Annotated in this window: 9 protein-coding genes; 7 read left to right on the top strand and 2 right to left on the bottom strand. The window is 53.3% G+C overall.

The window, feature by feature from the left end; all coding sequences use genetic code 11:
* The first annotated feature begins 66 nt into the window (after positions 1 to 66).
* Both ABDW36_RS00315 and ABDW36_RS00310 read left to right on the top strand, forming a co-directional pair.
* A complete protein-coding gene (locus ABDW36_RS00315) occupies positions 67 to 1,641 on the top strand; it encodes a beta-N-acetylhexosaminidase (protein WP_343699886.1) in 1,575 nt (524 codons plus the stop codon).
* Between the two features lie 28 nt (positions 1,642 to 1,669).
* Positions 1,670 to 3,508 (top strand): M1 family metallopeptidase, encoded by a 1,839-nt coding sequence (locus ABDW36_RS00310; protein WP_343699885.1) that lies wholly within the window; start codon positions 1,670 to 1,672, stop codon positions 3,506 to 3,508.
* Between the two features lie 86 nt (positions 3,509 to 3,594).
* On the opposite strand, the gene ABDW36_RS00305 is transcribed toward ABDW36_RS00310, so the two are convergent.
* Positions 3,595 to 4,035 (bottom strand): hypothetical protein, encoded by a 441-nt coding sequence (locus tag ABDW36_RS00305; RefSeq protein ID WP_343699884.1) that lies wholly within the window; start codon positions 4,033 to 4,035, stop codon positions 3,595 to 3,597.
* 487 nt (positions 4,036 to 4,522) lie between these two features.
* Here ABDW36_RS00305 and ABDW36_RS00300 point away from each other — a divergent pair, with 487 nt between their 5' ends.
* A complete protein-coding gene (locus ABDW36_RS00300; protein ID WP_343699883.1) occupies positions 4,523 to 5,647 on the top strand; it encodes a FecR domain-containing protein in 1,125 nt (374 codons plus the stop codon).
* A 245-nt stretch (positions 5,648 to 5,892) separates the two neighbouring features.
* Positions 5,893 to 6,483, top strand: a complete 591-nt coding sequence (locus tag ABDW36_RS00295; RefSeq protein WP_343699882.1) for a sigma-70 family RNA polymerase sigma factor — start codon at positions 5,893 to 5,895, stop codon at positions 6,481 to 6,483.
* On the opposite strand, the gene ABDW36_RS00290 is transcribed toward ABDW36_RS00295, so the two are convergent.
* Positions 6,457 to 6,843, bottom strand: a complete 387-nt coding sequence (locus ABDW36_RS00290; RefSeq protein WP_343699881.1) for a response regulator — start codon at positions 6,841 to 6,843, stop codon at positions 6,457 to 6,459. The genes ABDW36_RS00295 and ABDW36_RS00290 overlap by 27 nt on opposite strands.
* Positions 6,844 to 6,965: 122 nt before the next feature.
* On the opposite strand from ABDW36_RS00290, the gene ABDW36_RS00285 reads away from it, so the two are divergent.
* The 3 genes from ABDW36_RS00285 to ABDW36_RS00275 all read left to right on the top strand — a co-directional run bounded on the left by ABDW36_RS00285 (position 6,966) and on the right by ABDW36_RS00275 (position 12,517).
* On the top strand, positions 6,966 to 7,565 hold the full coding sequence (locus ABDW36_RS00285; RefSeq protein ID WP_343699880.1) for an RNA polymerase sigma-70 factor: 600 nt from the start codon (positions 6,966 to 6,968) through the stop codon (positions 7,563 to 7,565).
* A gap of 112 nt (positions 7,566 to 7,677) precedes the next feature.
* A complete protein-coding gene (locus tag ABDW36_RS00280) occupies positions 7,678 to 8,850 on the top strand; it encodes a FecR family protein (RefSeq protein WP_343699879.1) in 1,173 nt (390 codons plus the stop codon).
* 322 nt (positions 8,851 to 9,172) lie between these two features.
* A complete protein-coding gene (locus tag ABDW36_RS00275; RefSeq protein ID WP_343699878.1) occupies positions 9,173 to 12,517 on the top strand; it encodes a TonB-dependent receptor in 3,345 nt (1,114 codons plus the stop codon).
* The last annotated feature ends 12 nt before the right edge of the window (positions 12,518 to 12,529 follow it).

Genomic DNA, 12,529 nt, shown 5'->3' with positions numbered 1-12,529 from the left:
ATAGTAAATATACCCCTTCGGAGAAGATTATTATCTTTAATCCCTTAAATAAATAGTTGTTGTAATATGCTAAGATCTTTGCCGCTCCTGCTGGCGCTGTTGGTATTGGGCCAGCTGGCTTCCGCGCAGTCTCTTTGTCCCGTAATACCCATGCCGGTCAAGGCCGCCCAGGCCGCCGGGGAATTTATCCTGGATGACAATACGCCGCTCATTGTGGCTTCACCCGCAGCTATGCCTGAAGCGCAGATGCTGCAGAAACAATTATTGAAATTTACCGGGGTGAGGGTAGCCGTGCAGCCGCAGAGCAACCGCCCGGCCATTACGCTCAGGCTGGAAAAAGGCAGCAACCCCGCCGCCTATACGTTGAAGATGAGCCCTAAAGGTGTTACGGTGAGCGCCCCCTCGGGCGAAGGCCTTTTTTACGGGCTGGCTTCTTTCCTGCAACTGGCCCGCAAGGCACAGGGCAAAGAGGCGGCCATCCGCGTACCCTGCTGGAACATCCAGGACGCCCCTCTTTACCAGTGGCGCGGTTTTATGCTGGATGAATCACGCCAGTTCTTCGGCAAGGCCGAAGTGAAAAAGATACTGGATGAAATGGCCTTCTACAAACTCAACCGCTTTCACTGGCACCTCACAGATGAGCCTGGCTGGAGGATAGAGATCAAACAATATCCCCGCCTCGCCTATGTGGGCGGCATCGGCAACCATCATAACCGGAATACACCGGCTGCCTATTATACGCAGGACGAGATCGAAGAAATTGTAGCGTATGCCCGCGAACGCCACATCACCGTGATCCCGGAAATAGATATGCCCGGGCATGCCACTGCCGCCAACAGGGCCTACCCCGAGTTTAGCGGCGGCGGCTCCGCCAAATACCCGGAGTTTACGTTCAACCCCGGCAAGGAAGAAACCTATCAGTATCTCACCAATATTCTCAAAGAAGTGAATGTGCTCTTCCCTTCCGGCATGATCCATATAGGCGGGGACGAAGTGAGCTTCGGCAACGAAAAATGGAAAACAGACCCCGCCGTACAGCAGCTGATGCAGAAAGAAAAGATCAGCACACTGGAGCAGGTAGAGCATTATTTCATTAAACGCATGGCAGATACGCTTATCAAACTCAACTCCATGGTGCTGGGCTGGGATGAGGTAACGGCCGCTTCCCTGCCAGCTAAAAAGACTATTGTGTTCTGGTGGCGGCATGAGAAGCCGCAGCAGCTGAAGAACGCCATAGATAAAGGTTACAAGGTGGTATTGTGCCCGCGTATACCCTTTTATTTCGATTTTGTGCAGGACAGCACCAACCTCGTAGGCCGCCGCTGGGCCGGCGCTTTTGCGCCCCTGGAAAGCGTGTACAATTTCAGTACGGCTTCCCTGCCTGCGGGCATCAACGGCAAAAGCCCGCTCATTGAAGGGATACAGGCCAACCTGTGGTCGGAAACGATACAATCTGCAGACCGCATGTACTATATGACCTTCCCGCGGTTGATAGCGCTGGCTGAAGCCGCCTGGACGCAGCCGGACAGGAAAAACTTCGCGCAGTTCAAAACAAGGCTGAAAGATGCGCTGCCGCTGCTTAAACAGCAAGGCATTTATTATATGGACACTCCCGCCAAAACGCCGGAGCCCATACGGTAATCATTCATCATACATCAAAACCTGCTACATGAAATATCTATTGTTTGCCGCGGCCCTGATGGCAGCTGCGGCCTGTAACCAGCCGGCAGCGGAAAAGGCCGGTACGGTGGAGGAGGTGAGAGACCGCCATACCCTGTCTAATGCAGACAGCGTTACGCCGCAGCACCTCTCCCTTGACATAAAAGTGGACTTTGACAAACGCCAGATCAGCGGCCGCGCTACCTGGGCAATTCAAAATAAAACCGGCGCATCTACGCTTCACCTGGACACATACGAACTGGCCATAGACAGCGTAACGGTTAACGGCGAAAGAAAAGATTTCAGTCTTGATACCGCCACCGCGCACCTGGGCAGCCGTCTCAACATTCCGGTGGCCGCAAACACAAAGGAAGTAACCATCTGGTACAAAACAGGTGACAAGGCCACCGCATTGCAATGGCTGGAGCCTTCGCAGACGCTTGGCAGAAAACATCCTTTCCTGTATACCCAGTCCGAATCCATCTACGCCCGTACCTGGATTCCTTGTGCAGATGGCCCGGGCATCCGTTTTACCTACGATGCGCGGGTAACCGTTCCCAAAGACCTGATGGCGCTGATGAGCGCCGAAAATCCGCAGCAGCGTAATGACAGCGGTGTATACCATTTCAAAATGGAGCAGCCTGTGCCCGCCTACCTGATGGCGCTGGCGGCGGGAGATATTGCCTTTGCGTCTATAGACGAGCGTACCGGCGTATACGCAGAGCCGGCCATGCTGCAGAAGGCCCGCCATGAATTTGAGGAAGTAGGTAAAATGGTGACCACCGCAGCATCACTGTACGGGCCTTACCGCTGGGGGCGTTATGATGTGCTGGTGTTGCCGCCGGGCTTTCCCCTGGGTGGCATGGAAAACCCGCGCCTCACGTTCTGTACGCCTACTATTATAGCGGGAGACCGCTCTCTTGTATCGCTGATAGCACATGAGCTGGCGCATAGCTGGAGCGGCAACCTGGTGACCAACGCTACCTGGGAGGACTTCTGGCTGAACGAAGGCTTCACCGTCTATTTTGAGCGCCGCATTATGGAAGCCATGATGGGCGCGGATTATGCAGACATGCTCTGGGAACTGGGGTACCAGGATATGGAGGAGACGGTAACCAGCCTTGGCCCCGAAAGTAAAGATACCTGGTTGAAGCTGGACCTTTCCAACCGCCACCCTGATGATGGCCTTACGGATATTGCCTATGAAAAAGGCGCGCATTTTCTGCGCCTGGTAGAGGAAAAAATGGGCCGCGCCCGTATGGACACTTTTCTGCGTGGCTATTTTGACGGCCATGCTTTTAAAACCATGCATACGGCCCAGTTCCTGCAATACCTGGATGAACACCTGCTGAAAGGAGATACCACGGTAAACGTGCAGGCCTGGGTGTATGGCCCCGGCATACCGGCTAACTGTCCCCGTGTACCGCAGAAACGTTTTGAAAAAGTAGATGCCGGGCGCACCCGTTTCCTTGAGGGTACGGCGCCGGCTGCGCTGAACACGCAGGGCTGGACTTCTCACGAGTGGCTCCACTTCCTCCGCAAAATGCCCAAACCTTTAACGATGGCGCAAATGGAGCAGCTGGACAAAACCTTCCATTTCACGGCCACCGGCAACAGTGAGGTAGCTGACCAGTGGTTCATTATGGCAGTAGCGGCAGATTACACGCCCGCTTACGCCAATATGGAAAAATTCCTCAGTGAAGTAGGCCGCCGCAAATTCCTTACGCCGCTTTATGCTGAAATGATGAAAACGCCCAAAGGGCAAGACATGGCCCGGAGAATATTCAACCAGTACAAGCGCAATTATCACCCGCTGGCCCAGGAATCTCTGGGTAAGCTGGTGAAATAACGTGCGCTGCCGGCAGAAGCCATTAATAAACAAGCGGGTGCCCCTGTATGGGAGCACCCGCTTGCTGTTTCCGGCGGAAGGAGAGCCTACATTTTGACAAGCCTGTTGAGCACAGACAGGCTGCCGGTATCTTCCGCCTTCAATACTGTCCAGGCGCTGTTGCTTTCCAGCGTAATGATGTAACGGGTGTTGTCTTCGCAAACATATTCCACAATGTTATGAATGATCTGGCCGGGATATTTTTTAATCAGCCGGGTAATAACACGGGTAGGCAATTGCGTGTCGGAAATATTACGGGAGGTGGCCAGCAGGGTGCCGTCTTCATCAAAATGCGCCGTTATCCGGGAGGAGTTCAGAGAAAATTTGGCCACAAAACTGTTATCTGTTTTATGCCACTCTACTTTTTCAATGTTGCCGAATTCCTGGCGGAAGGCGTCCAGCACTTTATTGTTGCTGATCGTATTGTCTTTTGCAAAACCTGCATGTGCAGCAAAAACGATGGCGAGAAGGGCGATGATCTTTTTCATGATAATGTGTTTTATAAGTTTCTTTAAAATCTTTTTTCGCGTTGAATGATGATGTAAAATTAGCCCCGCATGCAGGGCAGGGCAAGCGAATAGTTAGGAATGGGGCTGACAAACGGGCGCTGTCCCAAATCGGACAGTTAGCGGACACCCGCATGTACAGCGGATTTCGGGCCATATGGGCGAATATGGGGGCAAAACGGTGAACGGTTGGGGATGGTGACCACCGGCGTGCCCGGAACGCTGATTTTCAAAACCGGACACTTTATCTCAAAATCGAACATTTTGAGGGCAGGAGCGTTAATATGAGAAGAGTTATGCTTATGAAAAAAGGGGGCCGTTCCATCAGGGGCGGCCCTTGTTGTATCCTGTTTGTTAACGAAGGAAACCGCTACACATGCGTGTTTGCGCGGTTTCATTAACAAACGGCAGTTCACCCGCACCGTATCAATTTTGCATCTTTTTACTATGTAACCCCTTTGTTTTTCCCATGAACCAACAACACGTACAAGAACTGGTGCTTAAAGAACACTATGGTTTACTTACCCCTGAAGAGCGGGAAGAGCTGGATATGTTGCTGGAGTATTATGAGGAAGCAAGGGAAATGCGGAGCGAAATACGCCGGGAGGTACCGGAAAATGAGGCCCGCGGGGCCATGCGTTTGTTTAACCTGGAGCAGGGCTATGAGAACATATTGGCGGCCCGGGCGGCTTGGCTGGCCGGGCAAAGAAGGAAGTGGTTCCTGCGGTCGGCAGCGGCCATACTGGTATTTTCCGCCGGCCTGCTCTTGTTCCTGCTGAACCGCCCGTCAGCCCCGCAGCCATATGCCGCCACGTCCGCGCCTGACGCCATAGTGCTGAAGCTGGCCGGCGGCCGTTCTCTCACCCTGGGAGATAGCGGCCATCAGCAGATAAGCCTGAAAGGTACTGTGCTCAGCAATCACAACCGCCAGCTCAGTTTCACCGGCGGCCGGGGAAAAGAGGGGGCAGGCTGGAATACCCTGTCTGTACCGGCGGGCAAAAATTATGAAATTGAGCTGATAGACGGTACAAGGGTTTGGCTGAACAGTGCCTCAAAGATCAGGTTTCCGTTCAGTTTTGAAGAAGGGGTGCGCCGCGTGTATGTGGAGGGAGAGGCCTACTTCAAGGTGGCGCCCGACGTAAACCGGCCCTTCATAGTGCACAGCGGCGTTACCGTGGTAAAGGTGCTGGGTACGGAATTCAACATCAATGCGTACCTGCCCGGCAAAATAGTAACGTCCCTCGTGAGCGGCAAGGTTGCCGTGCATGCAGACGGAGAGCAAACCTTGCTGGAACCCGGTAACGAAGCGGTTACGCGTACCGGCAGCCCTATCAGGGTACGGGAATTGAACCCGGAGCTGCTGGCCTGGCGGGAAGGTGTTTATTATTTTGAGAATGCCTCCGTACCCGAAATAGCCGCCGTTGTACAACGCTGCTTTAATGTAAAAATGGTGACAGACAGCCGCCGTGCGCGGGAACAGACCTTCCGCGGCAAGCTGCACCGCAGCCAGGGGTTGCATGCTTTTATGAACCAGCTGAGCACAACCGGCAACATCAGTTTTTACTGGGATAACGGTACGCTGCACTGCAGATAACAGCGTTTATACCTGTGCAACCAAGGCGGATGGTTTTCCTCACCTGGGCATCTTTCGCCGCCAAACGCTCCTTTCATTATTTACAGTTTTCTTCTTAACTTTAGGTTAACATGAGCACTTTTTTTAATTATCGTTCTTTACAGTAACCAACCAGTGGATGTTCTGTCTTTTCTCTCCTTCGCGGCATTAGACAAATCCTTCCGGGAGAAAGGTCTTTTTTTACTAATGCATATAATTGAATCTATATGGAAGATGCGGAAATCTTACAAAGGCTGATCAGTCGAAAGCCGGGCGCGTTTGAGGCATTGCATGCCAGGTATGCCAAACTGTTGTTTGCGCGGGCATACACCATATTGAAAAATCCCCAGGAGGCTGAAGAGGTGGTACAGAGTTTTTTTGTGCACCAGTTGCTGCCCTTCCGTAAGTGGGACCGCGTGGGCGATCTGAAGGCCTACCTGCTGCGCGGTATTTACCATAATTGTTTGATTGCCCTGTCCCGGGAGAAAAGAATGAGAGAGAAGAACCAGCAGTTTTTTACTGATGAAGCGTCTGCGTTTCCCAACACGGGCGAGCCGGTGAGTATGCAGCCGGAAATGAAATCTTACGAAACGGAAATGCTGTACCAGGTGCTGGCATCCCTAACAACCCAGCAGCAAACGGCCATGCGGCTGTTATACATTGAGGGCTGCCGTTATCACGACATTGCCCGTATCATGAACATCAGTGTCAATTCTGTAAAAACGCACCTGCGCATTGCCCGAAAAAGCATACAGAAATACAAGGCCCTGTTCCAGTCTATGTTGAGCACCCTAATGATCGCCTACTTCTTCTTCTAGCACGTCCCTGATCTTTTGCACGTAAAACGTAAGCTGGTCAGGCGTGATGGGTTTTCTGTGATATACATGCGCCCCCAGGTACAGGGTTTCGTTCTTGAATTCGTCCGTAGCGTCTGCCGTGGTCACAATAACGGGAATGGCGGCCGTGTCCGGGTCTTTCTTCAGCATGTCCAGGCAATCCGTGCCGATCATATCCGGCAGGCCCATATCCAGGATAATAAAGTCCGGCAGCTCCCGCCGGGCCGTTTGAATACCGGCCATGCCGGTTTCGCAGGTGAATACGTTCAGCCCCAGTTTCTCCAGGTATTTCCGCAGGTATAACTGATAAATAGGCTCATCTTCAATAACCAATACCTTCATACCGTGCAAGTTAAGCGTTTGTGAAATTTATCCTGTATTTTTTTTGAAGGCTGGCAGCAATATTTATTACTTTAGTGAATACTACGATCAGCCAAAATGAAGTAACGGGATAACTATCACGCATGCATGAACATTTAGACCATGAAAAAGATCTGCTGCTGCGCGTTGCCGGTGGCGACGAGTCCGCTTTCCGGATTATATTCGACAGTTACCGTCAGCGCCTGTTCGTCTTTGCCTGGCATATTTCCCATTCCACGGTAGAGGCGGAGGAAATAGTGCAGGACATCTTTATGAAACTCTGGGAAAACCGCGCCGCCCTGGCGCGGGTAGACCATCCACGCAAATACATCTACACCATGGCCCGCAACCGAGCGCTGGACCAGCTGAGCAGGATTGCCCGTGACAAGCGGCTCAGAACACAGGCCTGGGCCAATATTTCACAGGGGCATAACGTTACGGAAGACCTGCTGAACGCCAAAGAAAGCCGGGAGCTGATCAGTGAGGCCATAGCGTCCCTTCCCGAAAAAAAACAGGCCATTTACCGCCTGAGCCGGCAGGAAGGGCGCAGCCACCAGGAAATAGCCCGGGAAATGAGCCTTTCCGTACAGACCGTCAAAAATATCCTCACAGAAATTCTCAAACACATCAAAGCCCACCTGCTGCGGCATTCTGAGCTGCTGGCCCTTGTTTTCTGGATACAGGCGGGGTACCTGGTGTTCTGAGGGGCCGGGCCCGGAAAATGCCACGTCAGCACCGCCCCAAAAAAATCTTTCCACTTACCCGGTACTATCGCCTTTCCCAACAGTCTGTATTGATGTATTAAAATGCTATGGGATGACACAAAGCGCGGACAGGCTGGCCTATCTGTTTCAACAATATGTGATCGGCGCATGCACCAAAGCGGAGGCAGACGAGTTTTTTGCCTATGCGGCAGACCCTGCCTGGAAAGAAGAGCTGGATGCCCTGGCATACCGGTATATGGAAGAACTGCCGCTGCCCGCAGAAATGCCGGCCATTGACTGGGACTATATGTACGGCCGCATTGTGCAGCCAGAAGCTATTGTAAAACCCTACCGCAGCCGCCCATGGCGGCGCCTGGCTGTGGCCGCAGCGGTGCTGCTGGTGCTGGCTACCGGGGCCTGGTGGTGGCGGAACACCCCTCAGCCTGTTCTGCCTCCGGAGGTAGCCTACAAGGTAGTGCCCGGCGGAGACCGCGCCCTGCTCACCCTGGCGGATGGTACCGTGATTCCGCTTGACAGCGCGGCCAATGGCACACTGGCACAGCAGGGCGGTGTAAAAATATTGAAACTAGACAGCGGCCGCCTCGCCTACAGCGCAGACGCCGGCAACGCCTCCGCCGCCATGGCGTATAATACCCTGGCCACCCCCCGCGGCGGGCAGTTCAGGGTCACTTTACCTGACGGCAGCCGGGTATGGCTCAATGCGGCCTCTTCTATCCGCTACCCCACTATATTTACCGGCAGGGAAAGAAAAGTGGAGCTGACCGGCGAGGCCTATTTTGAAGTGGAAAGCAATAGCAACATGCCCTTCAAGGTAGCGCTGCAGGGCGGGGGAGAAGTGCTGGTACTGGGAACGCATTTTAACATCAACGCCTATGCAGACGAAGAGCTGCAAAAAACCACCCTGCTGGAAGGCGCCGTCAGCATTGCGGCCGGCGGGCAACACAAAACGCTGCGCCCCGGCCAGCAGGCCCAGATGGAACCCGGCAATGCGGCAGCGGGCATAACCGTCAGGGAAACGGATGTGGAAGCAGTAGTGGCATGGAAAAACGGGTATTTCCAGTTCAACCAGGCAGACATCAGGGCCGTAATGCGGCAAATTGCCCGCTGGTACGATGTGGAGATCAGCTATGAAGGCCGGGTGCGGGACAGGAAGTTCTGGGGAGACATTTCACGGGATGCCGGTATTGCGGAAGTATTGAAAGTACTGGAAACAAGCGGGGTGCATTTCAGGATAGAGGGGAAAAAGATCGTCGTAACACCATAATACATACCATATTATTCACCTAAAAAACACCGTCAACCACCACTAATTACGCAATTCACTAACAGGGTCAAATCCACAAAAAAAATCCCGCCCTGGCGCAACGCCGGAACGGGAGTGGCCGGGTACTGCTGCTACAGTACCGGCTGCAAGGCAATTAACAATGTCATGTAACTGAACAATTATTTAATCACCCAAAATCAAAAGTATGATTTTAAATGCTTGGCGCCAAAACACCCCCGGCGCGCAGCTCCTGTACGCTATTCCACCCGGAAAGGAAGCAGGGGAAAGGAGGGAGTACCCTCGTCTACGTAAACTATGGAAGATGATGAAGTTAACTGTACTGTTATTGTTTACCGCATGTTTGCACATTCACGCCGCCGGCTACGGGCAGCAGGTGACCATGTCACTGAAAGACGCACGGCTGGAAACGGTGATCAGGTCGCTTAAAAAGCAGACCGGCTACGCCTTTTTCTGTGACTATGCCCTGCTGGAAAAAGCCCGCCCGGTGAGCATCCACGTAAAAAATGCACCGCTTCCGGAGGCGCTGCGGCAATGTTTTGAACACCAGCCGCTGACCTATTCCATAGTAGGTAAAACAGTGGTCATACAACCCAAAGCAGAAAACACGCCCCCGGCTGCCCCGGTGCCTCTTCCGGCGCTGCTGCCCATGGAAATAGTGGTGAAAGGCAAGATCACCAATGAGAAAGGAGAAGCGCTTCCCGGCGTTACCATACAGGTTAAAGGCACCAGCACCGGTGTTATCACCAACGAAAACGGGGAATACATTATCACCGTGCCGGATGAAAAAGGGGTGCTGCTGATATCTTTTGTAGGGTATGAAAAAGTGGAAATGCCGGTGGGCGGAAAAGCGCGTATAGATATTGCCCTGAAACCCGCCAATACCGGTGTTAACGAAGTGGTGGTAGTGGGGTATGGCACACAGAAAAAAGTGACCATGACGGGCGCCGTATCTTCCATGGACGTGAAAAGCCTGGTACGCAGCCCGGCGGTACAACTGTCCAACTCCCTGGCCGGCCAGATCCCCGGTATTGTTACCCGCCAGTCAAGCGGGGAACCGGGCTACGATCAGGCTTCCGTATGGATACGCGGCCTGGGCACCTTTACCGGCTCTACTGCTCCGCTGGTACTGGTAGACGGTATTGAAAGAGATATGAACTTTGTTGACCCCAACGATGTGGAAAGTTTTTCCATCCTGAAAGATGCCTCTGCTACCGCGGTATATGGTGTACGCGGCGCCAACGGGGTTATCCTGATCACCACCAAAGGCGGCAAGTCTGGCAAGCCCCGCGTATCCCTGCGGGTAGAGTCTGCCGTGAATACGCCCTGGCGCCTGCCTGATTTTATCAATGGTTACGAATATGCGCTGCTGGCCAATGAAGCCAGGGAATCTGTAGGGCAGCAGGCCATGTTTACAGAAGCGGAGCTGCAGAAGTTCAAAGACCAGTCTGACCCCTACCTTTATCCGGACGTAAACTGGGCAGATGAAATATTCAGGAAAAACACCAGCCAGCAACACGCCTACTTGTCTGTAAACGGCGGCAACAACGTGATCCGTTATTATGTATCACTCGGTTATATCATGCAGGGCGGCATTTACAGGGAAGACCCCGCCAGTAAATATGAAACCAACGCCAGCCTCAAGCGTTACAACTTCCGCAGCAATCTTGATGTGAACCTGAGCAAGACCTTCACCGTATCTCTCGGTACCAGCGGCATTATTCAGCGCCAGCATTACCCTGGCAGCGCGGCGTCAGACATTTATAACCTGGCCCTGTGGCGCATTTCACCCATTGCATACCCAGTGCGGAACCCAGATGGTTCTATTTCCGGCGTAGGCCAGTTCTATGCAGACAACCCCTGGGCCAGGCTCACACAGTCAGGGTATGACGACAAATCGCAAAACTGGATACAAAGCAACCTCGTGGCCAAGTGGGACCTTTCGTCTCTCGTCACCAAAGGCCTTTCGCTGCGGTCTACCTTCTCTTACGACTTTTACGGCTATAACGATATTTTCCGTCCCAAAACCTTCGGGGTGAAACAGTACCTGGGCAAAGACCCTTCCGGCGCAGACCAGTATAAAGTGCTGCGCGAAGAAAAGCCTCTGGGTTACAGCCTGGGCAACAGCGCCAACCGGACGCAGTACTTCGACGTATCGCTGAACTACAGCCGCAGTTTCGGGAAACATACTGTTAATGCCATGGCGCTGGCCAATGCCCGTGAAGCGCTGAACCTTACGGCCGGCAATTCTGTAGACGGGCTGCCCAGGCGGCAACTGGGTATTGCGGGCAGATTGTCCTACAACTTCCAGGAGCGTTACCTGGCGGAGTTTAACTTCGGGTATAACGGTTCTGAAAACTTCCCGGCAGGGCAGCGTTTCGGGTTTTTCCCGTCCATATCTGCCGGCTGGATAGTTTCCAACGAAAAATTCTGGACGGAGAACAACGTGATCAGCTCATTGAAGCTGCGCGGTTCACACGGGCAGGTGGGGAATGACCAGTTGCCCGGCAGGCGCTTCCTTTTCCTTACCAAAATAGTAGGTGGCGGCGGTTACGGCTTCGGGCCGGGACAGCAGGGCTGGGCCGGCCTGCAGGAAGGGCCCATTGGCACCAACAACGTTACCTGGGAAGTTGCAACCAAATCAAATATAGGCGTTGACGTTAGTATGTTCAACAATCGCCTCACCCTGCAGGTAGACGGGTTCAGGGAAAGAAGGGAAAACCTGCTTATTGCCCGCCAGACCATCCCTGACATCATGGGCTTCTTGCCGGGTACAGCGCCCTACGGCAACCTGGGCGTGGCAGAGAACAAAGGTGTAGACGCCATGCTGGAGTTTAAAGGCGCCAACCAGAAGGGAGACCTGCTCTACAGCTTCCGCAGCACCTTCACCTATGCCCACAGCACCGTGGTATACAATGACCAGCCAAAGCCCAAATTCCCGCACCTGGTGCAGGCAGGCCTGCCCATTGGCCAGCAGTGGATGATGGTGGCAGACGGGTTTTATAAAGACAAGGCAGACGTAGACAATTCCCTTCCCGTGGACTGGATGGCCAAGTCAAGCCTGCGGCCGGGTGATGTGAAGTTTAAAGATGTAAACAACGATGGTAAAATAGACCAGTACGACGTGATGCCCGTAGGGTATCCCCGCACTCCGGAAATTGTGTACGGCTTTGGAGGCACGGTATCTTATAAAGGCTTAGAGCTGAGCGTATATTTTTCCGGTGCCGCCCGTACCTCTCTTACCTTTATGGGTGGAGACGGCCGTGGTGCAGGCGCCATGACGCCGTTTAACCTGGGCATAGCCACCGGCAATGTTTTCAGGGAATACTATGAAAACCGCTGGACGCCGGAAAACCCCGACGCAAAGTATCCCCGCATCTGGAACGGGAATAACATCAACAACTACTATGCGTCTACCCTCTGGTTGCGGGATGCCAGTTACCTGAAGCTGCGCAACGCGGAAGTGGCCTATTCACTGCCTAAACGCTGGGTGGAAAAAATAGGCACCAGCAACATACGGGCGTATGTGAACGGGTTGAACCTGCTTTCGTTTGACAAGATCCGTATTATAGACCCGGAAGCGAACAACGGCACCGGCGGGTATCCTATATCCCGCACCGTGAACTTTGGCATACAGGCGGATTTCTAACAGAATTTCTTT

It is taken from the genome of Chitinophaga sp., from assembly GCF_039596455.1.
Lineage (GTDB): Bacteria > Bacteroidota > Bacteroidia > Chitinophagales > Chitinophagaceae > Chitinophaga.
This window is presented reverse-complemented; position numbering and strand designations above follow the sequence as displayed.

Coding starts and splice junctions, on each gene's coding strand:
- ABDW36_RS00295 (WP_343699882.1), top strand. CDS start 5,893: ATGGAAGATGCGGAAATCTTACAAAGGCTGATCAGTCGAAAGCCGGGC.
- ABDW36_RS00285 (WP_343699880.1), top strand. CDS start 6,966: ATGCATGAACATTTAGACCATGAAAAAGATCTGCTGCTGCGCGTTGCC.
- ABDW36_RS00310 (WP_343699885.1), top strand. CDS start 1,670: ATGAAATATCTATTGTTTGCCGCGGCCCTGATGGCAGCTGCGGCCTGT.
- ABDW36_RS00280 (WP_343699879.1), top strand. CDS start 7,678: ATGACACAAAGCGCGGACAGGCTGGCCTATCTGTTTCAACAATATGTG.
- ABDW36_RS00305 (WP_343699884.1), bottom strand. CDS start 4,035: ATGAAAAAGATCATCGCCCTTCTCGCCATCGTTTTTGCTGCACATGCA.
- ABDW36_RS00290 (WP_343699881.1), bottom strand. CDS start 6,843: ATGAAGGTATTGGTTATTGAAGATGAGCCTATTTATCAGTTATACCTG.
- ABDW36_RS00300 (WP_343699883.1), top strand. CDS start 4,523: ATGAACCAACAACACGTACAAGAACTGGTGCTTAAAGAACACTATGGT.
- ABDW36_RS00275 (WP_343699878.1), top strand. CDS start 9,173: ATGATGAAGTTAACTGTACTGTTATTGTTTACCGCATGTTTGCACATT.
- ABDW36_RS00315 (WP_343699886.1), top strand. CDS start 67: ATGCTAAGATCTTTGCCGCTCCTGCTGGCGCTGTTGGTATTGGGCCAG.